Annotated in this window: 25 protein-coding genes and 3 tRNA genes; 13 read left to right on the forward strand and 15 right to left on the reverse strand. The window is 44.5% G+C overall.

The window, feature by feature from the left end; genetic code table 11:
- Positions 1–43: 43 nt before the first annotated feature.
- The 6 genes from mltG (at position 44) to ICV38_RS04950 (ending at position 4,994) form a co-directional block, all read left to right on the forward strand.
- The gene (gene mltG, locus ICV38_RS04925; protein WP_215382605.1) at positions 44–1,069 is read left to right on the forward strand and encodes an endolytic transglycosylase MltG; all 1,026 of its coding nucleotides are present in this window, start codon (positions 44–46) and stop codon (positions 1,067–1,069) included.
- A gap of 7 nt (positions 1,070–1,076) precedes the next feature.
- Positions 1,077–1,715 (forward strand): dTMP kinase, encoded by a 639-nt coding sequence (gene tmk / locus ICV38_RS04930; RefSeq protein WP_215382606.1) that lies wholly within the window; start codon positions 1,077–1,079, stop codon positions 1,713–1,715.
- On the forward strand, positions 1,716–2,858 hold the full coding sequence (locus ICV38_RS04935) for a DNA polymerase III subunit delta' (RefSeq protein WP_251368252.1): 1,143 nt from the start codon (positions 1,716–1,718) through the stop codon (positions 2,856–2,858). It begins immediately after the preceding gene.
- Between the two features lie 39 nt (positions 2,859–2,897).
- On the forward strand, positions 2,898–3,689 hold the full coding sequence (locus ICV38_RS04940) for a TatD family hydrolase (protein ID WP_215382607.1): 792 nt from the start codon (positions 2,898–2,900) through the stop codon (positions 3,687–3,689).
- Positions 3,689–4,396: an ankyrin repeat domain-containing protein gene (locus ICV38_RS04945; protein ID WP_215382608.1), complete on the forward strand. Its 708-nt coding sequence runs from the start codon at positions 3,689–3,691 to the stop codon at positions 4,394–4,396. Before ICV38_RS04940 ends, ICV38_RS04945 begins: the two co-directional genes overlap by 1 nt.
- Before the next feature lie 70 nt (positions 4,397–4,466).
- A complete protein-coding gene (locus ICV38_RS04950) occupies positions 4,467–4,994 on the forward strand; it encodes an ion channel (RefSeq protein WP_215382609.1) in 528 nt (175 codons plus the stop codon).
- Here the strand turns inward: ICV38_RS04950 and ICV38_RS04955 are convergent.
- From ICV38_RS04955 to hyi, 5 genes are all read right to left on the reverse strand, one after another.
- Positions 4,991–5,782 (reverse strand): DUF3108 domain-containing protein, encoded by a 792-nt coding sequence (locus ICV38_RS04955; RefSeq protein ID WP_251368254.1) that lies wholly within the window; start codon positions 5,780–5,782, stop codon positions 4,991–4,993. The two genes, ICV38_RS04950 and ICV38_RS04955, sit on opposite strands and share 4 nt — an antisense overlap.
- 206 nt (positions 5,783–5,988) lie before the next feature.
- Positions 5,989–6,558, reverse strand: coding sequence for an HNH endonuclease (locus tag ICV38_RS04960; RefSeq protein WP_215382611.1), 570 nt, complete (start codon positions 6,556–6,558; stop codon positions 5,989–5,991).
- An 85-nt stretch (positions 6,559–6,643) separates the two neighbouring features.
- On the reverse strand, positions 6,644–7,234 hold the full coding sequence (locus ICV38_RS04965; RefSeq protein ID WP_215382612.1) for a YqiA/YcfP family alpha/beta fold hydrolase: 591 nt from the start codon (positions 7,232–7,234) through the stop codon (positions 6,644–6,646).
- A 12-nt stretch (positions 7,235–7,246) separates the two neighbouring features.
- Positions 7,247–8,146, reverse strand: coding sequence for a 2-hydroxy-3-oxopropionate reductase (gene glxR / locus ICV38_RS04970; RefSeq protein WP_215382613.1), 900 nt, complete (start codon positions 8,144–8,146; stop codon positions 7,247–7,249).
- Between the two features lie 25 nt (positions 8,147–8,171).
- Entirely contained in the window at positions 8,172–8,951 is a 780-nt protein-coding gene (hyi, locus tag ICV38_RS04975; protein ID WP_215382614.1) for a hydroxypyruvate isomerase, read from the reverse strand.
- 148 nt (positions 8,952–9,099) lie between these two features.
- Between hyi and ICV38_RS04980 the strand changes: the two genes are divergently transcribed.
- Both ICV38_RS04980 and ICV38_RS04985 read left to right on the forward strand, forming a co-directional pair.
- Positions 9,100–9,699, forward strand: coding sequence for a hypothetical protein (locus ICV38_RS04980; RefSeq protein ID WP_215382615.1), 600 nt, complete (start codon positions 9,100–9,102; stop codon positions 9,697–9,699).
- Positions 9,700–9,708: 9 nt separating this feature from the next.
- Positions 9,709–10,539, forward strand: a complete 831-nt coding sequence (locus ICV38_RS04985) for a M48 family metallopeptidase (protein WP_215382616.1) — start codon at positions 9,709–9,711, stop codon at positions 10,537–10,539.
- 29 nt (positions 10,540–10,568) lie between these two features.
- Here the strand turns inward: ICV38_RS04985 and ICV38_RS04990 are convergent, their stop codons facing one another.
- Entirely contained in the window at positions 10,569–11,030 is a 462-nt protein-coding gene (locus tag ICV38_RS04990) for a DUF4118 domain-containing protein (protein WP_215382617.1), read from the reverse strand.
- 55 nt (positions 11,031–11,085) lie between these two features.
- Here ICV38_RS04990 and ICV38_RS04995 point away from each other — a divergent pair, with 55 nt between their 5' ends.
- Positions 11,086–11,937, forward strand: coding sequence for a carboxylesterase (locus ICV38_RS04995; protein WP_215382618.1), 852 nt, complete (start codon positions 11,086–11,088; stop codon positions 11,935–11,937).
- A gap of 55 nt (positions 11,938–11,992) precedes the next feature.
- On the opposite strand, the gene ICV38_RS05000 is transcribed toward ICV38_RS04995, so the two are convergent.
- The 4 genes from ICV38_RS05000 to gltX form a co-directional block, all read right to left on the reverse strand.
- Positions 11,993–12,069 (reverse strand) — tRNA-Asp (locus ICV38_RS05000).
- 41 nt (positions 12,070–12,110) lie between these two features.
- A tRNA-Glu gene (locus ICV38_RS05005) sits at positions 12,111–12,186 on the reverse strand.
- A gap of 35 nt (positions 12,187–12,221) precedes the next feature.
- Positions 12,222–12,297: transfer RNA gene (locus ICV38_RS05010), tRNA-Ala, on the reverse strand.
- 78 nt (positions 12,298–12,375) lie between these two features.
- On the reverse strand, positions 12,376–13,773 hold the full coding sequence (gltX, locus tag ICV38_RS05015) for a glutamate--tRNA ligase (protein ID WP_215382619.1): 1,398 nt from the start codon (positions 13,771–13,773) through the stop codon (positions 12,376–12,378).
- Positions 13,774–13,838: 65 nt separating this feature from the next.
- Between gltX and ICV38_RS05020 the strand changes: the two genes are divergently transcribed.
- Positions 13,839–14,804, forward strand: a complete 966-nt coding sequence (locus tag ICV38_RS05020; protein ID WP_215382620.1) for an Hsp33 family molecular chaperone HslO — start codon at positions 13,839–13,841, stop codon at positions 14,802–14,804.
- A 5-nt stretch (positions 14,805–14,809) separates the two neighbouring features.
- Here the strand turns inward: ICV38_RS05020 and ftsB are convergent, their stop codons facing one another.
- The 4 genes from ftsB to ICV38_RS05040 are packed head-to-tail and all read right to left on the reverse strand — an operon-like array spanning position 14,810 to position 18,978.
- Positions 14,810–15,115, reverse strand: coding sequence for a cell division protein FtsB (gene ftsB / locus ICV38_RS05025; protein WP_215382621.1), 306 nt, complete (start codon positions 15,113–15,115; stop codon positions 14,810–14,812).
- A 14-nt stretch (positions 15,116–15,129) separates the two neighbouring features.
- Positions 15,130–16,416, reverse strand: coding sequence for a phosphopyruvate hydratase (eno, locus tag ICV38_RS05030; protein ID WP_215382622.1), 1,287 nt, complete (start codon positions 16,414–16,416; stop codon positions 15,130–15,132).
- 27 nt (positions 16,417–16,443) lie between these two features.
- A complete protein-coding gene (gene kdsA, locus ICV38_RS05035) occupies positions 16,444–17,307 on the reverse strand; it encodes a 3-deoxy-8-phosphooctulonate synthase (protein ID WP_215382623.1) in 864 nt (287 codons plus the stop codon).
- A gap of 9 nt (positions 17,308–17,316) precedes the next feature.
- Positions 17,317–18,978, reverse strand: coding sequence for a CTP synthase (locus ICV38_RS05040; protein ID WP_215382624.1), 1,662 nt, complete (start codon positions 18,976–18,978; stop codon positions 17,317–17,319).
- Between the two features lie 85 nt (positions 18,979–19,063).
- Between ICV38_RS05040 and ICV38_RS05045 the strand changes: the two genes are divergently transcribed.
- From ICV38_RS05045 to ICV38_RS05055, 3 genes are all read left to right on the forward strand, one after another.
- Entirely contained in the window at positions 19,064–19,510 is a 447-nt protein-coding gene (locus tag ICV38_RS05045; RefSeq protein WP_215382625.1) for a DUF2147 domain-containing protein, read from the forward strand.
- 5 nt (positions 19,511–19,515) lie between these two features.
- A complete protein-coding gene (locus ICV38_RS05050) occupies positions 19,516–19,704 on the forward strand; it encodes a superinfection immunity protein (protein ID WP_215382626.1) in 189 nt (62 codons plus the stop codon).
- A gap of 188 nt (positions 19,705–19,892) precedes the next feature.
- A complete protein-coding gene (locus ICV38_RS05055; RefSeq protein WP_215382627.1) occupies positions 19,893–22,478 on the forward strand; it encodes a bifunctional aconitate hydratase 2/2-methylisocitrate dehydratase in 2,586 nt (861 codons plus the stop codon).
- An 86-nt stretch (positions 22,479–22,564) separates the two neighbouring features.
- Here the strand turns inward: ICV38_RS05055 and ICV38_RS05060 are convergent, their stop codons facing one another.
- On the reverse strand, positions 22,565–23,245 hold the full coding sequence (locus tag ICV38_RS05060) for a spermidine synthase (protein ID WP_251368255.1): 681 nt from the start codon (positions 23,243–23,245) through the stop codon (positions 22,565–22,567).
- Positions 23,246–23,270: the final 25 nt, after the last annotated feature.

The following is a 23,270-nucleotide window of genomic DNA, read 5'->3' on the forward strand; positions in this document are numbered from 1 at the left end:
ATCATAGCCTGATGCACGGAAAAATTCAGGGAAGATCCTTTTTATGAATAAAAAGACGGAACGTCTTGTCCTGAGGACTCTCATGATTGGACTCATCGGATTGGTATTCGTTTACGGCGGCATATTTCTATGGTCAGTCGTACCAAGCCAAGCAAACATTCAAGATATACCAGCGTATAAGGTCAAAATTTCGCCGCAATCGAGTCTGGCGAGCATTGCAAAACAATTACAGGATCAGGGCGTATCTGTTTACACACTTGCATTTCAAGTAAGCGCTAAAGCATTATTTGTTGGCTCAAAGTTAAAACCAGGAACCTATCAATTACCTATTGGGGCTAGCTTAGGAAAAATATTGCTACAGATGGCACGCGGCGATCGTGTGAGAGAAAGCATTGCGATTATTCCGGGCATGACCATACGGCAGCTTCGTGCCCTAATAGATTCACACCCTGCATTGGTACATCAAACTAAAGGGTTGAGTTCAAATGCATTACTGCAAAGCTTGAATCTGAGTTTTCCAAATGATGAAGGTCTATTTTTTCCTGACACCTACGTCTTTGATCCAGGTGAATCTGATGTCAGCATCTATCGACGTGCCTCGCTTGCTATGCAAAAGCAGCTTACTCAAATTTGGGAGCAAAAGCCCGCTAATTCACCTCTCAAAACCCCCTATGAGTTGCTCATTTTGTCTTCCATCATTGAAAAAGAGACCGGCAAATCCAGTGATCGAGGCTTTGTTGCAGCAGTTTTTATTAATCGCCTGAATAAGGGCATGATGTTGCAGACTGATCCTACGGTCATTTATGGAATAGGGCCTCAGTTTGATGGCAATTTACGCAAGGCAGATCTTCGTAAAGATAGTCCCTACAATACCTACATGCGCAAAGGTTTACCCCCTACACCAATAGCAATGCCCAGCAAAGAATCGCTTTTGGCAACAGTCCATCCTGCTCAAAGCAAGGCCCTTTACTTTGTTGCAAAAGGGGATGGTAGCAGTCACTTTTCTGAAACTCTTAACGAACATGAATCCGCCGTTGATCTCTATCAGCGAAAATTAGCTCCAAAATAAAATTAATATGAAATCAACATCTCTGGGATATTTCATCAGCTTTGAAGGCATAGATGGTGCAGGTAAAAGTACACACATCGAGTCATTTTGCAAGCTCATGCAACAACGTTTTCCAGATCGTGAAGTCATCCTAACGCGAGAGCCAGGTGGAACACCATTAGGTGAACAGTTGCGTCGATTATTACTCGATGCCCCCATGAATCTGGAAACAGAAGCTTTGCTCATGTTCGCAGCTCGCCGAGAACATATTGCCCAAGTGATTGAACCTGCATTGCTTGCAGGAAAAATTGTGATTTCAGATCGCTTTACTGATGCAAGTTTTGCTTATCAAGGTGGCGGTCGCGGACTGAGTATCCAGAAATTAAATGATTTGGAGAAATGGGTTCAGGGGCGTCCCGATGGATCTTTATTGGAGCCCAATTTGACAATCCTCTTCGATTTACCCGGCGACATAGCAGAAGCGCGTCGCTCAAAAGTTCGCGCTCCAGATAAATTTGAACAAATGGATTTACTTTTTTTTGAAAAAGTTCGTCAAGAATATTTGCGACGCGCCAAAGAAGACTCAAAGCGTTTTCATCTAGTGGATGCGACTAAAACCCCAGAAGTCATTTGGGAAGAATTGCAATCTCTGAAGATCGATCTATAAATGTCTGATCTCATGTCTTCTATGGAGCAAGAAAGCCAGGTAGCACCGTGGCTCAAACCTCTATGGGATAGCCTGAACTTTGGCAAGTTACCCAATGCCATTTTGTTACATGGGCAATCTGGTATTGGTAAGTTCGCATTTGCTGTAGAACTTGCCAAGGCCTTGCTTTGCGAGGCAGGTAATAGCCCTAAGCCTTGCAATCAATGCGAAGCTTGCCATTGGTTTAATACTGGCAATCACCCAGACTTTATTGCATTGGTGCCAGAGACGCATCGTAAACTTTTGCCACAAGCAGATTTTGAATCTGAAGATACGCCCAAACGTGGTAAAGCCTCAAAAGATGATTCTGATGGTGAACCAAGCGAGAAAAAAGAGAAGAAGAATATTTCCATCGAGGAAACGAGAAGCGCAATTGAGAGTCTTTCGATTGGCTCGCATCGTGGTGGTCACCGCGTGATCTTGATTTACCCCTTAGAGCTACTTCGTTCTGATGCTGCTAATACCTTGCTGAAATCGCTAGAAGAACCACCAGCTAATACGATCTTTATTCTATTGGCCGATCGCGTTGATCGTGTTTTACCAACCATCCGCTCACGTTGCCGACTATTGACAGCTCCCAGACCTGATCGGAACCAAGGATTGGCTTGGCTAAAGTCCCAAGTAACAACTATTCCCTACCTCAAAATTAGTGATGGTGATATTGATACGATTTATGACGAGCAGGGTGGGGCGCCCTTTGCCGTTCTTGAATCGATCATTGCACGTCACAACAAGGACGAGAAGGATGAACTCACAATTGCCATTGCCTCCTCTCGAGTGTTGTTGCAATCCATGGCGCAGGGCGGTCGTATTCCTTGGTTGGAAACGGCTGAAAAGATCCATAAAGCCCAGTTTTCATTTTTACTGGCAACAATGCAGCGCTGGGTTTCCGATATTCAAATGGTTTCACAAGGTGGACATCCGCGTTATTACCCAAAACATCTCCCCACACTACAAGGTCTATCCCAAACTGCCAGGGTCACCAAACTATTAGCTTTTTGGAAGGCCTTAGTGCAAGCCCGTCGCTCAGAAAACCATCCGTTAGCTAATCGTATCCAGATTGAGGCTTTGCTATCCCAGTATCAGCAAGTATTTGAGGGATAGCGGCAAGTTTCTTTAGATAAGGCAGACTAAAATAGAGTTATGTTTATTGACTCACACTGCCACCTCGATTTCCCAGAATTCCAAGCGCGCCTTCCAGAAGTGCTGGCTAATATGAAATCAGCGCAGGTCAGCCATGCGCTTTGTGTATCCGTAGATATTCCAGATTTTCCAAATGTCCTCAAGCTTGCCCAGGAGCATCCGCATCTTTACGCTTCAGTTGGCGTGCACCCGGACTATGAAGATACGCCTGAACCCAGCCTTGAATTTCTAGTTGATACCGCCAAAAAGCACCCCAAGATCGTTGCGATTGGCGAAACGGGACTCGACTATTACCGCATGGGGGATCGGAGCTATGAGTCCATGGAATGGCAAAGGGAGCGATTTAGAACTCATATTCGCGCAGCCCTTGCAGCCCGAAAGCCCCTCATTATTCATACTCGGTCCGCCTCTGAGGACACAATCAAAATCCTGAGGGAAGAGGGTGCAGAGGGTATTGGCGGTGTGATGCATTGCTTTACCGAAAGCCTTGATGTTGCGCGCAAGGCTATGGACCTAGGCTTTTACATATCATTCTCTGGCATAGTGACCTTTAAGAGTGCCAAAGACCTTCAGGAGACCTGTAAGCAGATTCCTTTGGATCGCATGCTGATTGAGACAGATTCACCTTATTTGGCTCCAATTCCGTACCGCGGTAAAACCAATGAACCAGCCTGGGTATCTAAAGTAGGTGAATTTATTGCCGACCTTAAGGGCATATCTATTGAGGAGTTGGCAAGCTGTACATCAAGTAATTTTTATCAATGTTTTCAAATAGATAGAGCAGTTAATTAATGTTTAATAATATTTTCAAAATATCTGCTTTAGTAGCTCTTTTGGGCGTTTCTTCACTCACTTTTGCCCAAACAGAAGCCCAAATTAATGATTTCACAAAGGCTGCAAAGTTCGATGATTTATCTGAGGTCAAAGCTTTGTTGGCTGCAGGTGTAAATCCAAATACGGTGGATCCCAAAGGCGACCCTATGCTACTTATAGCGATACGGGACAAATCGTCCAAAGTGACGGAATACCTCCTTAAAGACCAGAAAATTGATGTTGATTTGTCAAATAAGTATGGAGAAACGCCGTTGATGATGGCTTCTATTGACGGTAATTTGCCTGTTGTTAAGACCTTGGTTCAGCAAAATAAGGCCAAGATTGATCACATCGGCTGGACACCTTTGCATTACGCATGCGCCAAAGGTCAATTACAGGTTGCCCAGTTTTTAGTCACTAGTGGCGCAGATGTAAATTCCCGTAGCCCAAATGGCACCACGCCATTAATGATGGCCGCTCAAGCTGGCAACGAAGAACTCATTAAGCTCCTATTGGATAACGGTGCTGATATCCGGATGCGCAATTCCCATGGCTTCTCAGTAATTGAGATTGCTGAGATTTATCAAAAGCCTTGGATAGCGGAGGCATTGTCATCACGTTGGCAAAAGCTATATAAGCAGCCATATCCAGGGCCTCAGAAGTACACTTCAAACAAATCGTCCTAATCCCTATTTGCGTATAATCATTATTATGTCAAATAAGATATTTCTGTAGGAAAGCCTAGGTACAAATCTCATGTTCAGCCTATTTCACAATACCGACCTCCCCAGCTTTGCAACGCTCTTTAATGAGATCAATACAGATATGGGAAACAGTCAAATATGGGTCATGGTTGTATCAGCATGCTTGATGCTTGCGATCCACGCTATTGCAGTATTAGGTATTGCTGGAGCATTTCATTCCATCGATGATTTGATGACAAGGCGCCGGATTTTTGGGGCTAGCTTTCTTTCCTATTTCATTGCCATATTGTTGGTCATTGCAATACATTTGGCTGAAATCGTTGTATGGGCCTATATATGCGTGGCCCTAAGGGTATTTCCAACGAATCCCCAAACCTTTTACTTTGCTGGCGAGATGTATACCACTGTGGGATATGGAAACTACAACCTAGCAGAACAATGGCGTATCTTGCCGATCATTATTTCTTTCTCGGGTATTTTTGCTGTATCGATGTCTGGCGCTGCTTTGTACACCATGATGGGCGCATTGCTTGGACACAATAATCAAAATCAGCACCCCATATCAGGTTCTGGCTTTTAGGGGGTTACACCCACTGGTATAGGATTCTTTTGCCTAAACACCAGCTCCAGAATTCGCCCATTCGATTCCAGGGATCGAATCTTGCCCGGCAACCATTCCAGGTCTTTTGCTAACCAAATATCGACTTGGCGCTTATAGGGATCATTTTCTCTTTGCATTAATGCGTAGTGTCGATTTACGGTTTTCCCTAAGCTAGGAATATCCTCATTAAAGGCTTCTCCATAGCTTTTAAATTGCCAATTTTCAAGGGTGTTGTAATCAACAACGGGTATAGAGCGGATGCTTCCGGAGTCATCTATCTTGTTATTACCATTCAAAAGAGATGCTAACTGGAACATGAGACTAAATCGATCTTGAGTGCCGGGCACGATCGCAGGAGTAAATTCTGGCTTTTCAGAAAAATACATCTGCCCTCCTCCTTTTTCATCGCGATCAAATCTTGAGTAGCGTGGAGTTCTAGTGCCTCGCTGTGACCAATAAATAATGGGGGCAATACCGTAACCGTCAACCGTACCCCGAGATTCAAATACAAAGGGGCCAACAAATGCATAGGGAATATTGACATAGAGTCGATAGGAATTACCTTCTGTAATCCAATCAATTTCAGCGGTTTGATATTTCTGACCGTCAACATAGGCATCGTAGTAAAGAATGCCCGGCAGAGGTAATTTAAAAGCAACGCCCTTCTGATCTATATTGCCGCCCTGCTCTCCACTAAGAGTATTGCTATCAAGACTACTGTTAGAAACACTCTCTTCCGAAACTTTCTTCTTAGGTGATCTTGCCATCTGAATTTTTTGAGGTGGCTCGGCTTTAATTTCCGTCCTAATAATGAGATCTTCGGCTATCTCTGGAGAACTTCCAAATGAAATAAAAGATAAGCCAAAAAAAAGTAAAAAGTGCCCAAGCACCGAAACTAAAAGTGCAAGAAAAATAATTCGCAACGAGTGTGTGCGGATGATGGGTGAAAAACTCAACTGCACGAGTGATCTTTTCAGGAAAATCCTTCAAGCAAGCGACTATTTTTTGGAAGATTGGCGGCCAAAAAATCCATCTGATCTGCCAAAATATTGCGCCCCCTCAAAATCATATCTTCATAGAGGCTGGGCAAGTATGGCGTATACAAAAGACTCATGCCAGCTTGCTCAGGAGTGCGATTACCTTTGCGTTGGTTGCAAGCCCTGCAGGAGATCACTAAATTCATCCAGGAGTATTTACCGCCATGACTATTGGGGATGATGTGCTCAGCCTCTGCATGATTTTCATGAACAGCGTCTCCACAGTAGGCGCATAAGCCACGATCACGTTTAAACAGTTTGTGCTTCGTGATAACGGGGACAACATCGAAAAGATTGATCTTTGACGTACCCTTTACAGCAATAATGGAGTGCAGCTCAATAACTGACTGAAGGCCGCTTGACCGTGATATACCGCCTCGCATTCGCATGATTGGATCACCTAAGGTCCACAACACACTACTATCAGCGTATTGTTTGGTGGCTTCTTCTGCGTTAACCCAACCCTGGGGGATTCCACCTGCGTCTAATTTCAAGATGCTTAGCACAAACTCTCCTTTCTAGACTGATCTAAAAACAGCTGCAGTCGTTTAGACCATCTTACAGAAGAAGTGCTAGGCAATCAATAAAGGGCTATTTTCCAGAGATGAAATCTAGGACTTTTGGGAGGTGTTCTGCATAGTCAGCGATTCCATGATCGCTACCCTCCAGTACTAACTGCTTTGCGCCAGAATAAAAATCCACCATCTCACGCCAATCTAGAAGTTCGTCACCCTTAGCGGCAATCAGGAAATAGCGACCAGGATTAGTAATTGCTTCAACTTGCAACGCTTTGAGTTCGTCAATGTATTCAGGGCGAAAATCAAATGGCTCATCGCTGTCATAAGCAGTCATCATGCCTACATGAGGAGCAAGCTCACGCGCTGCTCGTACTGCAGGGTTAAGTGCCACTGCTTTACAAGCATATTTTTCAGCTAAGTGGTTGGCATAAAAGCCACCCAAGGATGATCCAATGATCACTATACGATCTGCTTTAGATTGCTCAATATGAGCAGTCACCATATCCATGCTTTCTTTTGGCGAAGCAAGCAGTTGAGGGCAATACCACTCGATGGGATATGCGGCGCTTGATAAAGCTTTAATAGCCTCACCTGTCATCACTGCTTTACTAGAACGTGGCGAGGAGCGAAATCCATGAAGATAGACTAACAGCGTTGAAGACATATAAATTGGGCCTTAAGCTTTTTGACCAATTTCAAAGTTTGCCAATTTTTCAAGAGCTCGCACCATCGCTGAGTGATCCCAGGATTTGCCGCCGTGTGCTGAGCACGAATTAAATAATTCTTGAGCAGTTGCAGTATTTGGCAGAGAGACACCCAATGCACGCGCACTATTAAGAGCCAGATTCAAATCCTTCTGATGCAGCTCAATTCGGAAACCGGGATCAAAGGTTCGCTTCACCATGCGCTCGCCATGAACTTCGAGAATCTTAGAGCCCGCAAAACCACCCATGAGTGCTTGGCGAACTTTAGCAGGGTCAGCGCCGGCTTTAGAGGCAAACAATAGAGCCTCTGCTACAGCCTCTATATTGAGAGCAACAATAATCTGATTGGCAACCTTGGCGGTCTGTCCATCGCCATTGGCGCCTACTAAGTTTATGTTCTTGCCCATTAACTCAAATACAGGCTTCACTCTATTGAATACACCCTCATCGCCTCCAACCATGATCGATAGAGTTGCATTTTTAGCCCCTACTTCACCTCCTGATACTGGGGCGTCTAGGAAGTCACAACCGAGAGCATTTATCTTCTTGGCAAATTCTTTTGTAGCAATGGGAGAAATTGAGCTCATATCAACAACAATTTTGCCCTTGACAAGACCAGATGCAACGCCATTCTCACCGAACAATACCTTTTCAACATCGGGAGTATCGGGAACCATTGTAAAAATAATATCGGCGTTCTCAGCAACCTCCTTAGGTGTTTTACATTGAATAGCCTTTGAATTAGCCAAATCGTCCTGTACCTTACTGCGCGTATTAATGAATACCTGATGGCCAGAATTAACTAGGTGCAGGGCCATTGGTGCGCCCATAATGCCCAAACCAATAAATCCCAGCTTTTGTTGATTGCTCATAACGTCTCCGATTAAAAATATTTTTTTATGAATTCAGTTGTTTGATCCAGCCAAGACCAGCTGCAGTAGTAGTCTTCGGTTTGTATTCGCAGCCTATCCAACCGCTATAACCTAGATGGTCTAGGGATTTAAATAAGTAAGCATAGTTAATTTCACCAGTACCGGGCTCATTGCGCCCAGGATTATCAGCTAATTGAATATGGGCAATTTTTGTAAGATTCTTTTCAATGGTGTTGGCAATCTCACCTTCCATTCTTTGTGCATGATAAATGTCATACTGAACAAATAGATTATCTGCACCCACTTCACCCAGAATATCAATTGCCTGTTGAGTAGTATTCAAAAAGAATCCTGGAATATCAAAGGTATTAATAGGTTCAATCAATAAGCGTAAATTGGCTTTTTTGAGTTCACTAGTAGCGTAGCGTAAATTCTCTACGAAAGTTGCATGCACGACTGTGATATCAGAGCCGGTGGGAATCTTACCAGCCAAACAATTTAACTGATGAACACCCAGCGCCTTAGCATACTCAATTGCCTTAGCAACTCCCGCACGAAATTCTTCCTTGCGATCGGGATGGCATGCAATGCCGCGCTCTCCAGCTTCCCAATCACCAGCAGGTAAATTATGTAATACCAAGGTGAGCTGATGTTGATCTGATCTTTGTTTGATATCAGCTGCAGGAAATGGATATGGAAACAAAAATTCCACAGCCTTAAATCCTGATTTAGCGGCCAACTCAAATCGATCGAGGAAAGGAACTTCATTGAAGAGCATGGTCAAGTTAGCGGCGAATTTTGGCATTGAAAACCTGAGGGAGGGATGGTAAGGAGAGAATGTTAACAAAGATGTGAGATTCCTTCATAAGTCTCTAAATAGGCAATTTGAGCCAGAAATCTATAGAAAGTAGGCTAATATTGAGATAAATAACTTTTATCAAATAAGGAAAATAATGAATATCAAATTAACCCAAATCTTCCTGGCATTTGCAGCAGCCCTACTCTGCTCATTTGCCGCGATTGCACAATCTGTTGCAGCTGAGAATAGGCCCATGGTGATCGATGCTGCTGCTGTTGATAATAGTTACCTCCTTTATGAGGGCAGCGTTATCAAAACCGATAAAAAGACGCGAACTATTACATTCAAAAATAATGAAGGTGAATCTAAGTTCGTAGCTGGGCCAGAAATCAAAAATTTTGATCAAATAAAGAAAGGTGATCGCCTAAGCGTAACCTATCAATTGGCTGTAGCAATCGAATTAATTAAAACCAAAAGCGATGGTGTACGTAGCAAGGTGGAAACCAATACCGTTACTACATCTAAGGCAAATGAAAAGCCAGCAGAGACCATTGCAAACAAGACCACCATCATTGCGGATATTGTTGAAGTGAACCGTGAGAAAAAATTAGTGTCCGTTAAAGGGCCAAGTGGCAAAGTTACTACCGTGGTTGTAAAGAATCCTGCGCTATTGGCTGACGTTAATGTAGGCGAACAGGTCAAGGTGATTTACTACGATGCAATGGCAGCTTCAATTACCTCTCCGAAAAAATAATCTCATTCGATGCTGCTCAAAGTAATTTGCTGTAAGTTATTTGTCTGTATTACTCTTATCACCCTCCTCTCGGCCTGTGCTAATACCACTCGGTCGGGGGCTGTTGGTATTAATCGCTCCCAGTTCTTACTCGTATCTGCCACCGAAGTAGATCGTTTATCCGCCATTAGCTATAACGAACAAAATCAAAAAGCTAAAGAAAAAAACGTTTTGGTGACCTCTGGTCCCGAATACGACAGGTTGAAGACCATATCAAACCGCCTTATTGCGCAAACCGGAGTATTTCGTGATGACACAAGGCAATGGAATTGGGAATTGGTATTAATCAATGCCCCAATTTTAAATGCAACTTGTGCGCCTGGTGGAAGGATAACCTTTTATACAGGGTTGATAGAGCAACTCAATCTAAACGATGATGAAATCGCTGCCATTATGGGTCATGAGATTGCCCATGCGCTTCGTGAGCATGGTCGGGAACGCTTATCTCAGGCTATGGCACAAAGCGCCGTTGTCAACATAGCGATGGCTGCGGCTGGTAGTTACGGATCAGCTATAAGCGCCGCCAACCAAGCATCACAGTACATCTTAGTGCTGCCAAACTCGCGGCAAAATGAAAGTGAAGCTGATGCTATTGGTCTAGAGTTAGCCGCTAGAGCTGGATACAATCCTCATGCAGCAATTAGTGTGTGGCAAAAAATGAATAAAGCGACTCAGGGCAAAGGGACTCTTGAGTTTTTATCGACCCACCCTTCCGGTGAAACGCGGATTGAGCAACTCACAGAGTTGATGCCTGCCGTGGAACCTCTTTATCAATCAGCCCCAAAAGCGAAATCCAAATAAGGATTTAGAAGGCCTAAAAATCTAATTAGTTAGATTTGAGGGGGGGTACTCTTAATCAGCTCCCGAATTTTGGCGTCACCCTCAACCATCAATTTGAATCGAGTTTCGCTGACTAATATTGCCATCTTGGCGTTGTACTGCTCACGGCGCAACCACTCCACCAAGAAAGAAACTAACAATGTATAGGTGCCATAGACGAATAAAGTGGAGATATCTCTAGCATCAAGCACAGTAAATTCTCCAAATGGCGCCATAAAAAAATAGGATATCAAGGGAATGCTAAGAGCAACGGTTAAAAATGCTGGGCCAGCACCAAAAAAGAAAGCAATCACAATAGTGTTAATTTGGAAGAAGAACAACGGCAATGCCTCTTCAATATGAGGCTGGAGACCCAATCTGACGCAAAATGCAAAAAATACCCCTACACAGGCATTTAGATAGCCAGCACTCTTATTGGGGCACCATCTAGTAGCGTTGAGATTGTGTTTCATGGATTCCTTAGTCAGTGTATCCTTTAGCAATACATTATTTGAGACACTGTAAAAGATGCCTTACCGAAATGCAATAGAGAATCTAAAAGAGAGCGTCACCATTCTACTGCCAGGATTGAACGGTGGTGGTTTAGAACTTGGGCAATTGCCTAATTTTTTAAATGCTAATGGTTATGAAACTCGTATTCCGGAGATTCAAGGCTATCTCTATGGTAGTCCTGCTGATACCTTTGAAAGTTGGATCAGCCAAGTTCACAATACTATTGATGTACTCAGAGGTGAATTCAAAACGATTAATCTTGTAGGTATTAGCATGGGCTCAACCTTAGCTCTAGCGGTTGCCAGTCAAAGAATCGATATCTCTTCTATAGCCCTACTGTCTCCAGTCCTGCGATATGACGGTTGGTCAGTGCCCTGGTATCGATTTTTGCTTAATATTGCCTACAAAATTGGTATTCGTAATTGGGAATATTCCGAGAGGGAGCCTTTTGGCATCAAGAACCCTGATTTACGCAGGCGCATTCGAGATAAATTCAAGGCACATGAATTGTCTGAAGTTGGCGCACCCTTGATCACGGCGCGTCATTTACATGAAGCCAAAGGACTCATGTCCTATGTCACCAAGAATCTAGATTCAATCACCTCAAGATTGCTGATTATCCAGTCGGTTGAGGATGACACTTGCTCCATTTGGTCTGCTGAAAAAATCTTGGCAAATACGAAATCTGATTTAAGAAGAACAATATGGTTAGGCAATAGTTATCACATTATTACTATCGATAATGAGCGTGAAATCGTCTTGAACGAAGTCTTGCGCTTCCTTACGCGCGCAGCTGGGGGAAACATTGGACTAGAGAATTACTACTCAGACATGTCTCCAAAACCTCTGAAAGCTAGAACTCTATAGTGCGGTAGTGCTTAAATAAAAAGCCTCCAATTTGGAGGCTTTTTATTTTGGAATTTGGCGGAACGGACGGGACTCGAACCCGCGACCCTCTGCGTGACAGGCAGATATTCTAACCAACTGAACTACCGCTCCAAATTACAACTGTTAAAACGTTTACTACTACCAAAAAGATTTGGCGTCCCCAGGGGGATTCGAACCCCCGTACTCACCGTGAAAGGGTGATGTCCTAGGCCTCTAGACGATGGGGACCTGGACTACTACTAACTGCTGATGCCTTAAATGCTTGGTGGAGATAAGCGGGATCGAACCGCTGACCTCTTGCATGCCATGCAAGCGCTCTCCCAGCTGAGCTATACCCCCGAAATCTCGCAATAAAACCACAAGACACTCAAAACAATCCAAGATTTTAGCCTATTTTTGTGCAAGTGCGCAAATTGACTACAGGACCACCTTAGAGAGCCTATCTACAGCCTCCTCTTTACCCAACACCACTAGGACAGAATCAATCGCGGGAGTCTGAGTTGTGGCAAATAATGCATAACGAACGGGCATTGCTAAGGCTGGCATTTTCAGTTGGTGCTGAGCCAAAACTTGTTTAAACGCTGCACCATAAGCCTCCTTCGTAGACTCAGCATTTTTTATGGCCTCAATTAAATCTTTAAGCGCTGGAATTACAGTTGCAGGAATATTTGCAGCAATTTGTTCTGCATTTAACTGAGGTGCTGGTAGATAGAATAATTTAGATCCTTCTGCTATCTCAATCAAAGTATTTGCACGGTCTTTTAATAAAGCAACTACTTGAACAAAATTGGGACCTTTATCGGTATCAATACCTAAAGCGTGAGCAAATGGTTTTGCTGCCTCTGCTAATTGAGTTGCATCAGCATTCTGAATGTATTGATGATTGAGCCACAGTAGTTTTTCTGGGTTATGTTGCGCTGGCGAACGACCCAAACTCTCTAAATCAAACCAGCCCACAAACTGCTCTTTAGTGAATATTTCTGCATCACCGTGGGACCACCCCAAACGCGCCAAGTAGTTCAAGATTGCCTCAGGCAAATACCCTGCTTTTTGATAATCGCGCACACTCATCGCGCCATTACGCTTACTCATCTTTTCACCAGAGTCATTGAGAACTGTTGGTAGATGAGCATAAATGGGGGGTGTTCCGCCTAATGCTTTCATGATATTAATCTGGCGAGGCGTATTGTTGACATGGTCATCACCCCGAATAACATGGGTAATCTTCATGTCCAGATCATCAACAACTACACAAAAGTTATAGGTTGGCGTGCCGTCGGGTCGAGCGATCACCAAGTCATCCAATTCATCGTTAGAGATTTCTATTTGACCCTTCACTGCATCTTGCCAAATAACAGAACCACCGATGGGATTCTTAAAACGAATCACCGGTAATACACCTTCTGGAACTGGTGGCAGAGTCTTACCTTGCTCAGGCCTCCAAAGACCGTTGTACCGTGGCTTTTCTTTATTGGCCATTTGTTGGTCGCGCAGTTGATTAAGCTCTTCCTCGCTCATGTAGCATGGATAAGCTAGACCAGAATCTAACATCTGCTTGATGACCTCGCGATAACGATCAATGCGTTGCATTTGATAGATCGGGCCTTCATCAATATCCATACCTAACCAAGCCATGCCTTCAATGATGACGTCAACAGCTTCTTGTGTGGAGCGCTCTATATCGGTGTCTTCAATACGCAATATGAAGTCGCCTTTATTGTGGCGAGCAAAGGCCCACGGATATAGGGCGCTTCTGAGGTTTCCTAAGTGGATAAAGCCTGTAGGACTGGGAGCGAAACGTGTACGAATATGCATAAGTTCTATTATCTCAGGTCGGCAAAAATGGACAGGGAATTCAAAAAAAGTGGATACTTTGAGGCATGAATGAATTGCTTGTATTTATGTGTGATGGCGCCCCAGTGCGCGGAGAAATTGTCTCTATTGGGTCCGCTTGGCAGGCTGTTTTAGAGCGTCGTAATGATCCCCCGGCAATACGCCGTATTTTGGGGGATTTTGTTGGCGCTGCCACCCTTTTGAGTGCCAGCTTGAAATTGGATGGCACCCTCATCATTCAAGCCCAAAGCAAGGGACCTATTCAACTATTGGTAGTGGAATGTAAGTCAGATCTCTCTATGCGGGCAACCGTTAAGCTTTCCGTTGATGCATCACAAGTTGCGGATAACGCAACGCTGGGTGATTTGTTAGATGCGAGTAATAGCGGTAGATTGGTTATTACACTCGACCCTTCGAATAGAGAGCCAGGCCAAGCACCCTATCAAGGAATTGTGGCTCTTCAGGATCATCGTGGCGACATGTCCAAACCCGTCTCCAGTGCGGCTGAAGCCATCGCTCTCTACATGCAAAATTCTGAACAGTTGGATACACGCATTTGGTTAACATCCAATGACACCAATGTAGGCGGCTTAATGTTACAGCGATTGCCAGATTCTGGTGGTCATGCACATTTAGACCCTCAAGTTGCTGCCGAAGGATGGTCACGCATTCAAGCCCTTGGTGAGACGATTACCAATGAAGAGCTGCTTACTTTGCCTCCAGCAACGATTTTGAGACGTCTATTTTTAGAAGAGTCTACTGAAAATGGAGTGCGCAGCTTCCCTGCCCGTCAAATTCGTTTTGCTTGCCGCTGCTCGCGAACCAAAGTAGCCGATGTATTGCGTATGCTTGGTGAGCAAGAGGTCAAAAACATCCTTGCAGAACAAGGATCCGTAGAGACAATCTGTGATTTTTGCTCAAAACCCTATCGCTTTGATGCAGTGGATTGCTTGCAAGTTTTCAAAACAGATTCATTAAGCGATGCAACAAGACCACCCTCTGGTGGCCATTAAGAAGGCTACTGCTTGGTCGCTTGAGCTGGGGTAGTTTTTTCTGCTGGCAGGATTTGCACAAAGAATTCCCCCTCTTTGATGAGGCCATGCTCAACACGAGCCCGCTCTTCAATCGCACGTGTGCCATCTTTTAGATCCTTAACATCGCCGGCCAGTTTTGCATTACGTAGTGCCAGAAGACTATTTTTAGCCTCTTGAAGCTCTACTTGCTTTTCCATTTCATATACCTTGAGCCATCCACCCTTACCCAGCCAGAGTGGGTACTGAATTGCAATGAGCAATACCAGCATGGAGTAGATGACTAAACGCATTGAGACTGGGCTACTTAGCGCTTCAAATTATAGAAAACAGATTTGCCTGGGTATGTGGCTACATCACCCAAATCTTCTTCAATGCGCAAGAGCTGATTGTATTTGGCAATACGATCAGAGCGAGATAAAGATCCTGTCTTAATCTGACCGGCATTAGTGCCAACAGCGATATCAGCAATAGTGCTATCTTCAGTCTCGCCAGAGCGATGAGAGATAACCGCTGTGTAGTTAGCTCGCTTAGCCATCTCGATCGCTGCAAATGTTTCAGTCAATGTACCGATCTGGTTAATCTTGATCAAAATAGAGTTGGCAATGCCTTTTTCGATACCCTCCTTTAGGATGCGTGTGTTGGTAACAAATAGATCGTCACCAACTAACTGAATCTTGTTGCCAAGCTTCTTAGTGATATCAGCCCAACCATCCCAGTCACTCTCATGCATGCCGTCCTCAATCGAAACGATTGGAAATTGATCGGCTAGATTTCCAAGGTAATCGGAAAATTCACTGGATGTTAATTGCAAACCTTCACCTGATAGATGGTACTTGCCGTCTTTATAGAACTCACTAGCTGCACAATCTAAGGCTAAAACAACATCTTCACCCGCTTGATAGCCTGCGCCCTCGATGGCTTTCATGATGGTTTGTAAGCACTCTTGATTGCTCTTGAAATTTGGCGCAAAACCGCCCTCATCTCCAACGGTAGTTGGCATACCTTGTGCGCCAATGATCTTTTTGAGCTCATGAAAAATCTCTGCACCGCAACGTAAAGCATCACGGAAATTTTCTGCGCCTACAGGCATCACCATGAATTCTTGGATATCAAGGCTGTTATTAGCGTGGGCTCCACCGTTAACAATGTTCATCATGGGTACCGGCAATTGCATACCACCTGACCCACCAAAATAGCGATACAAAGGCAAACCAGCCTCTTCAGCTGCTGCTCTGGCAACAGCCATAGAAACAGCCAAGGTAGCGTTCGCACCTAGGCGCGCTTTGTTATGGGTGCCATCTAAGTCAATCAAAGTCTTGTCTAAGAAAGCTTGCTCGCTAGCATCGAGACCCAAAATGGTTTCTGCAATTTCAACGTTGATGTTTTGAACCGCCTTTAAAACACCCTTACCTAAATAGCGTGACTTATCACCATCACGCAATTCAATTGCCTCACGTGACCCAGTAGATGCGCCGGATGGAACTGCAGCACGACCCATCACACCGGACTCAAGCAATACATCGCACTCTACCGTTGGGTTACCGCGTGAATCTAGTACTTCTCTGCCGATGATGTCAACAATGGCGCTCATGCACCTTCTCCTCAAAACAAAATGAAATTACTTAAAACTATTCTCTAAAAAAGAACCTGTAGATTTAATAACCGTATCGATTGCAAGCAAAGACTCTAATAGCTCTTTCATGCGATCTAAGGGCACTGCGTTAGGGCCGTCTGATAAAGCCTTAGCAGGATCAGGATGCGTCTCCATAAAGAGCCCGCTAATACCAACAGCAACGGCTGCACGCGCGAGAACTGGAACAAACTCTCTTTGACCGCCACTGGAATTTCCTTGGCCGCCTGGAAGCTGGACAGAGTGGGTAGCATCAAATACTACTGGCGCCTTAGATTCGCGCAGAATAGCTAAGCTGCGCATATCGGAAACTAAATTGTTATAACCAAATGAAGCACCGCGTTCACAGACCATAAATTGGTCTGGTAGGTTTTTCTCTGCAGCAGCTGCCCTCGCTTTCTCAACTACGTTGAGCATTTCATGAGGGGAAAGAAACTGGCCTTTTTTAAAATTCACAGGCTTACCACTCTGAGCGCAAGCTCGAATAAAGTCAGTCTGTCTGCATAAAAAGGCGGGTGTTTGCAACACATCTACGACCTCGGCTACAGCAGCAATTTCACTAATATCATGAACATCCGTCAGAACAGAAACACCAACTTGTTTTTTAACCTTAGCAAGAATCTCAAGCCCTTTATCAATCCCCAAGCCACGAAAAGACGTGCCAGATGAACGGTTCGCCTTATCAAAAGAGGATTTATAGATAAATGGAATCTTGAGGGTTGTAGTCATTTCTTTGAGTTGCCCCGCAATATCAATTGCAGATTGCTCAGACTCAATAACGCAAGGGCCGGCAATCAGGAAGAAGCGCTGATCTAAGCCAACGTTAAAACCACAAAGCTTAAATGTACTCATACCGTCCTTTTAGGCGACCTGCTTTAATGCAGCATCTTGATGAATCAGTGCGGCATTGATAAAGGCTGAGAACAACGGGTGACCATCACGTGGCGTGGATGTGAACTCGGGGTGGAACTGTACGCCGAAGAACCAAGGGTGCATTGACTCAGGTAATTCCATCATTTCTGGAAGCTCCTCATTGGGTGTTCTTGCAGAAATAATCAAACCTGACTGCTCTAACTTGGGCACATAAAAATTATTCACTTCATAGCGATGGCGATGACGCTCATTTACTTCGGCGCCGTAAATGCGATGCGCCAAGGTATTCGTTTTCACCGGACAACGTTGAGATCCAAGGCGCATAGTTCCGCCAAGATCAGACTCATTAGTACGTTTCTCAACACGACCTTCTCGATCCAACCACTCGGTAATCAGCGCTACGACAGGACTATCGGTTTCTGGTTCAAATTCGGTACTGTTTGCTTTGGCAATATTAGCTACATGACGTGCAAATTCAATCACTGCCAATTGCATGCCTAAGCAAATACCTAAATAAGGTACTTGGTTCTCACGGGCATAGCGAATCGCAGCGATCTTACCTTCAGTACCGCGCTTACCAAAGCCGCCTGGCACCAATATCGCATCAAGTTTTTTAAGGCAATCAATACCATCCTTCTCGATTACTTCGGAATCGATGTAATTGATGTTGACCTTGGTATGAGTATGTATACCAGCATGACGCAATGCCTCGATCAATGACTTATAGGATTCTGTTAGCTCAACATACTTACCAACCATGCCAATGGTTACCTCATGCTTTGGATTGGCTAACTCATAAACTAGCTTCGCCCACACTGAAAGATCTGCAGGCTTAGCATTAATTTGTAATTCACGGCAGATCAAATCGTCCATGCCTTGCGCATGAAGCATTTCTGGAATCTTGTAAATGGTGTCTACATCCCATACTGAGATAACCGCTTCTTCACGTACGTTTGAAAACAGCGAAATCTTCGCGCGCTCATCATCAGGAATGGGTCTATCCGCTCGACAAAGTAAAACCGTTGGCATGATGCCAATCTCGCGTAACTTTTGCACGGAGTGCTGAGTAGGCTTTGTCTTTAACTCACCTGCACTGCGAATAAAGGGTACTAAGGTCAAGTGAACAAAGGCGCAACTATGCATCGGCAGGCGCAAGCTCATCTGGCGAGCAGCTTCTAAAAATGGAAGTGATTCGATATCACCTACCGTGCCACCGATTTCGCAAATAGCAATATCGGCCTCTCCGTCATGACTTGCTTTTGCACCACGTTCTACAAAAGCCTGAATCTCATTCGTAATATGCGGAATAACTTGAACTGTTTTTCCTAGATATTCACCACGACGCTCTTTACTGATCACTGACTCGTAAATTTGGCCGGTAGTAAAGTTATTGCTCTTGCGCATCTTGGCAGATACGAAGCGCTCATAGTGACCCAAATCTAAGTCAGTTTCAGCGCCATCCTCAGTAACGAAAACTTCGCCATGCTGTAACGGGCTCATAGTACCCGGGTCAACGTTAATATAGGGGTCTAATTTTAGGAGGGTGACTTTCAGGCCGCGGGATTCGAGAATCGCGGCAAGCGAGGCAGCTGCAATTCCTTTCCCTAAAGAAGAAACCACGCCACCAGTGACAAAAACGTATTTGGTCATCGCTTAAGCTCTGTTGGAAAAAGCAATTATAACGATAGGAATTGCTATTTTTGAAAAATGAAAAAAGGTAATATCGTTAAATTCTATGAAAAAACAGCATCTTTTCACCATTACAGCAGGCATGCTGTGTTTATGTGCTACTCAAATCTCTGCTGAGACTCTAGATTCCATAGCTGGTAGCTGGAAGACTTTTGATGATGACACCAACCAACCTGCGGCTATTGTCCAAATTTCGGAAAAAAATGGTGTTTTTTCAGGACTAATCACCAAATTACTTGATCCAAGCGCCCCCACTATCTGCGATAAATGCACGGATGCCCGCAAAGGCAAGCCAGTGATGGGTATGGAAATCCTCTCAAATCTTAAAAAGACAGGTGATAGCTACTCGGGAGGCCAGATTCTTGACCCTGATGATGGGGAGATTTATCGTGCTGAGATGAAATTAAAGGATCAGGGCTCAAAACTAGACCTCAGAGCCTATATTGGCATACCTTTACTGGGACGGACTCAGACCTGGATACGGGAGAAATAAACCCTATGCGCCTCCTTTTCGCAGTTCTTATCACCCTACTATCCCTTTTTTACTTTCTGCCCTTTGCTATCGCATTTCACAAGAAACGAGCAAATACAGGGGCTATTTTTGCCCTTAACCTCTTTTTAGGCTGGTCTTTGATTGGTTGGGTAGTAGCCTTGGTTTGGGCATTGAAGGAAGAAAACGTCGTTTAGTTTCAAATTCCCGGTTTTTGTCTTAAAAATGCAATTTTTGACCTATTTTTTAGCTTATTCAAGATCTCTCAAAATGCTTAGGGTTTAAACTCTTATATAAGACTTAAATTAGTAACTATAATTGAGCAAATCGGGTGAAATCCCCTTTTGGCCTTTCTATTGATCACTTTTACCTCTTAGGAAACACAATGTTAGATGCCTATAACGCCCAAGTTGCTGAACGTGCCGCTCTTGGCATTCCAGCCCTCCCCCTGACTAAAGATCAAACTGCGGAATTAGTAAAGCTACTAAATAATCCACCCGCAGGTAAAGAAGCGGAATTGGTAGAGCTAATTACTAATCGCGTACCGGCTGGTGTTGATGAGGCGGCTAAGGTTAAGGCTGAGTTTTTAGATGCGATTGCAAAAGGTACAGAGAAATCTCCATTGATTTCACGTATCAAAGCAACTGAATTATTGGGCACCATGCTTGGTGGCTACAACATCAAACCTTTAGTTGAGTTGTTAACCGATGCTGAATGTGGCACTGTCGCGGCAGAGGCGCTCAAGAAAACGCTCCTGATGTTCGATTACTTCAATGATGTTCAAGAACTTGCTGAAAAGGGTAATGCTAATGCTAAGGCTGTAATGAAGAGCTGGGCAGATGCCGAATGGTTCACCAGCCGCCCTGCTGTTCCAGAGTCCATGAAGTTGACCGTATTTAAGGTCACTGGTGAAACAAACACTGATGACCTCTCTCCAGCACCAGATGCATGGAGTCGTCCAGATATTCCGTTGCACGCAACCATCATGCTCAAGAACCCACGTCCTGGTATCGAGCCAGATGAGTCTGGCGTTCGTGGCCCAATGAAGCAAATTGCTGCACTCCAGAAAAAAGGCAACCAAATTGCTTATGTAGGTGACGTTGTAGGTACTGGCTCATCACGTAAGTCAGCTACCAATTCTGTTCTCTGGTGGACAGGTCAAGATATTCCGTTCGTACCTAACAAACGTTTTGGCGGCGTCTGTCTTGGCGGCAACATTGCTCCGATCTTCTTTAATACCATGGAAGATTCCGGTGCATTACCAATCGAATTAGATGTATCTCAAATGAATATGGGTGATGAAATTGAATTGCGCCCATACGAAGGCAAGGTATTCAAGAATGGTCAAGAGATCACCACCTTCTCCTTGAAGTCACCGGTCATTTTGGATGAAGTTCGTGCAGGCGGCCGTATTCCATTAATCATTGGTCGTGGTCTAACAGCTAAAGCGCGTGCTGCTCTTGGATTGCCAGCTTCTACCGAGTTCCGCCTCCCAGTCAGCCCACCTGATAACAAAAAAGGTTTCAGCTTGGCGCAGAAGATTGTTGGACGCGCCTGTGGCTTGCCAGAGGGACAAGGTGTTCGACCTGGCACTTACTGCGAACCACGCATGACAACCGTTGGCTCACAAGACACCACTGGCCCAATGACTCGTGACGAATTAAAAGACTTAGCTTGCTTGGGCTTCTCATCTGACTTGGTAATGCAATCTTTCTGCCACACCTCTGCTTATCCAAAGCCAGTTGATATTCGCACTCAACACGAATTGCCACCATTCATGACGAATCGAGGTGGTATTGCATTACGTCCCGGTGATGGCGTGATCCATAGCTGGTTAAATCGCTTGCTTCTTCCAGATACCTGCGGTACCGGTGGTGATAGTCACACCCGTTTCCCAATTGGTATTTCTTTCCCAGCAGGCTCTGGTCTGGTTGCATTTGCAGCAGCTACTGGTGTTATGCCATTAGATATGCCTGAGTCTGTTTTGGTTCGCTTTAAAGGCAAGATGCAACCTGGTATCACTTTGCGTGATCTGGTAAACGCCATTCCTTTATATGCAATCAAAAAAGGTTTGCTCACTGTCGAAAAACAAGGCAAGAAGAATATTTTCTCTGGCCGCATCCTTGAAATCGAAGGCTTACCCGACCTCAAAGTTGAACAAGCCTTTGAATTGTCTGATGCATCTGCAGAGCGCTCTGCCGGTGGTTGTACTGTTCACTTGAACAAAGAGCCAATCATTGAGTACATGCAATCCAATATCACTTTGATGAAATGGATGATTGCAAATGGTTATGAAGATAAGCGCACCCTTGGTCGTCGCATCAAGGCCATGGAAGCTTGGATTGCCAACCCACAATTGCTCAAAGCAGACGCCAATGCTGACTATGCTGAAATCATCGAGATTAATATCGATGAGATCAAAGAGCCTATCTTGGCATGCCCTAACGATCCAGATGATGTGAAAGTATTGTCTGAGGTTGCTGGCGATAAGATTGATGAAGTCTTTATTGGATCATGCATGACCAATATTGGTCACTTCCGCGCCGCCGGCCAGGTATTGCAAGGCAAAAAAGATATGCCAACTCGCTTATGGGTTGCTCCTCCAACCAAGATGGATGCAATGGTCTTGATGGAAGAAGGTTACTACGGCATGTTAGGTGCTGCAGGTGCGCGTATGGAAAGCCCAGGCTGTTCATTATGTATGGGTAACCAAGCTCAGATTCGCAAGGGTTCAACAGCAGTATCTACCTCAACTCGCAACTTCCCTAACCGTTTAGGTATCGATACGCGCGTATACCTAGCTTCTGCTGAGTTAGCTTCTGTTGCCGCCCTCCTAGGTCGCTTGCCTACGCCTGCTGAGTATTTAGAGCAAGTTAAAGCGCTCGATGCTAAGTCTGCGGATGTGTATAAATACATGAGCTTTGATAAGCTCAAATCATTTAGCGATGTAGCAGATACGGTAACTGTGTAATACCCAAACCGCTCATCCCAGCAATGGGATAAGAATGCAAAAAGGCGATCTGATGATCGCCTTTTTCTTTAGCCTCATAAGCAAATTCAAATAGAAAGTTTGCTTTCTTGTCTTGCGTTCTCTCGACTGATGCCAGATACCCATTTATTCGTTGGAAGCCCGGTCTTTTCCAATATCAACTTTGCACGCTTTGAAACGTCTCTCCATTCAGCCTCAAGTTTTGGGCCTTTAAATGCCACTGCCACAACATTGCAATCATGGGACTCTGGAAATAATAAAACGCGATTATCAAAAGCCTCACAGATATTCTTTAGATTGACATCATAGCTCTTGTGTCGAGAAAAAAGATTAACTGTCATAACACCGGGGGCTTTGAGGATGTTGTAGCAGCCCTGATAAAACTCCAGTGAGCTCGCAGCGGGTCCATCGCAGATCGCGTCATAGAGATCCACCTGTACTGCATCAAACTGGGTCTTATTTTTATTAGCCTTCACAAATGCCTTTGCATCAGCCTGTAGCGTTTCTAGCTTACGATCATCGTCCGGAGTAAAGAACATCGACCTAGCAGCAACAATTACCGCAGGATTAAGCTCAACCACAGTTGTTTTTACTGCTGGGCAATAGCGATGCTGAAACTTTGTCAGAGCACCTGTACCTAAACCGAGTTGTGCAATCTTCATTCCAGGCTTGGTCTCTAAGAATAGAAGCCAAGCCATCATTTGTTGGTTGTATTCGAGGTAGATTTCATCAGGGTCACGAATGCGCATTGCCCCTTGAATCAATTCGCTCCCA

The organism is Polynucleobacter sp. MG-6-Vaara-E2 (assembly GCF_018687695.1).
In the GTDB taxonomy this organism is placed as follows: domain Bacteria; phylum Pseudomonadota; class Gammaproteobacteria; order Burkholderiales; family Burkholderiaceae; genus Polynucleobacter.

What these genes read in the sequence shown, in the direction of transcription:
- mltG (WP_215382605.1), top strand. Translation starts at nt 44, where the DNA reads ATGAATAAAAAGACGGAACGTCTTGTCCTGAGGACTCTCATGATTGGA.
- tmk (WP_215382606.1), top strand. Translation starts at nt 1,077, where the DNA reads ATGAAATCAACATCTCTGGGATATTTCATCAGCTTTGAAGGCATAGAT.
- ICV38_RS04935 (WP_251368252.1), top strand. Translation starts at nt 1,716, where the DNA reads ATGTCTGATCTCATGTCTTCTATGGAGCAAGAAAGCCAGGTAGCACCG.
- ICV38_RS04940 (WP_215382607.1), top strand. Translation starts at nt 2,898, where the DNA reads ATGTTTATTGACTCACACTGCCACCTCGATTTCCCAGAATTCCAAGCG.
- ICV38_RS04945 (WP_215382608.1), top strand. Translation starts at nt 3,689, where the DNA reads ATGTTTAATAATATTTTCAAAATATCTGCTTTAGTAGCTCTTTTGGGC.
- ICV38_RS04950 (WP_215382609.1), top strand. Translation starts at nt 4,467, where the DNA reads ATGTTCAGCCTATTTCACAATACCGACCTCCCCAGCTTTGCAACGCTC.
- ICV38_RS04955 (WP_251368254.1), bottom strand. Translation starts at nt 5,782, where the DNA reads ATGGCAAGATCACCTAAGAAGAAAGTTTCGGAAGAGAGTGTTTCTAAC.
- ICV38_RS04965 (WP_215382612.1), bottom strand. Translation starts at nt 7,234, where the DNA reads ATGTCTTCAACGCTGTTAGTCTATCTTCATGGATTTCGCTCCTCGCCA.
- glxR (WP_215382613.1), bottom strand. Translation starts at nt 8,146, where the DNA reads ATGAGCAATCAACAAAAGCTGGGATTTATTGGTTTGGGCATTATGGGC.
- hyi (WP_215382614.1), bottom strand. Translation starts at nt 8,951, where the DNA reads ATGCCAAAATTCGCCGCTAACTTGACCATGCTCTTCAATGAAGTTCCT.
- ICV38_RS04980 (WP_215382615.1), top strand. Translation starts at nt 9,100, where the DNA reads ATGAATATCAAATTAACCCAAATCTTCCTGGCATTTGCAGCAGCCCTA.
- ICV38_RS04985 (WP_215382616.1), top strand. Translation starts at nt 9,709, where the DNA reads ATGCTGCTCAAAGTAATTTGCTGTAAGTTATTTGTCTGTATTACTCTT.
- ICV38_RS04990 (WP_215382617.1), bottom strand. Translation starts at nt 11,030, where the DNA reads ATGAAACACAATCTCAACGCTACTAGATGGTGCCCCAATAAGAGTGCT.
- ICV38_RS04995 (WP_215382618.1), top strand. Translation starts at nt 11,086, where the DNA reads ATGCCTTACCGAAATGCAATAGAGAATCTAAAAGAGAGCGTCACCATT.
- gltX (WP_215382619.1), bottom strand. Translation starts at nt 13,773, where the DNA reads ATGCATATTCGTACACGTTTCGCTCCCAGTCCTACAGGCTTTATCCAC.
- ICV38_RS05020 (WP_215382620.1), top strand. Translation starts at nt 13,839, where the DNA reads ATGAATGAATTGCTTGTATTTATGTGTGATGGCGCCCCAGTGCGCGGA.
- ftsB (WP_215382621.1), bottom strand. Translation starts at nt 15,115, where the DNA reads ATGCGTTTAGTCATCTACTCCATGCTGGTATTGCTCATTGCAATTCAG.
- eno (WP_215382622.1), bottom strand. Translation starts at nt 16,416, where the DNA reads ATGAGCGCCATTGTTGACATCATCGGCAGAGAAGTACTAGATTCACGC.
- kdsA (WP_215382623.1), bottom strand. Translation starts at nt 17,307, where the DNA reads ATGAGTACATTTAAGCTTTGTGGTTTTAACGTTGGCTTAGATCAGCGC.
- ICV38_RS05040 (WP_215382624.1), bottom strand. Translation starts at nt 18,978, where the DNA reads ATGACCAAATACGTTTTTGTCACTGGTGGCGTGGTTTCTTCTTTAGGG.
- ICV38_RS05045 (WP_215382625.1), top strand. Translation starts at nt 19,064, where the DNA reads ATGAAAAAACAGCATCTTTTCACCATTACAGCAGGCATGCTGTGTTTA.
- ICV38_RS05050 (WP_215382626.1), top strand. Translation starts at nt 19,516, where the DNA reads ATGCGCCTCCTTTTCGCAGTTCTTATCACCCTACTATCCCTTTTTTAC.
- ICV38_RS05055 (WP_215382627.1), top strand. Translation starts at nt 19,893, where the DNA reads ATGTTAGATGCCTATAACGCCCAAGTTGCTGAACGTGCCGCTCTTGGC.
- ICV38_RS05060 (WP_251368255.1), bottom strand. Translation starts at nt 23,245, where the DNA reads ATGCGCATTCGTGACCCTGATGAAATCTACCTCGAATACAACCAACAA.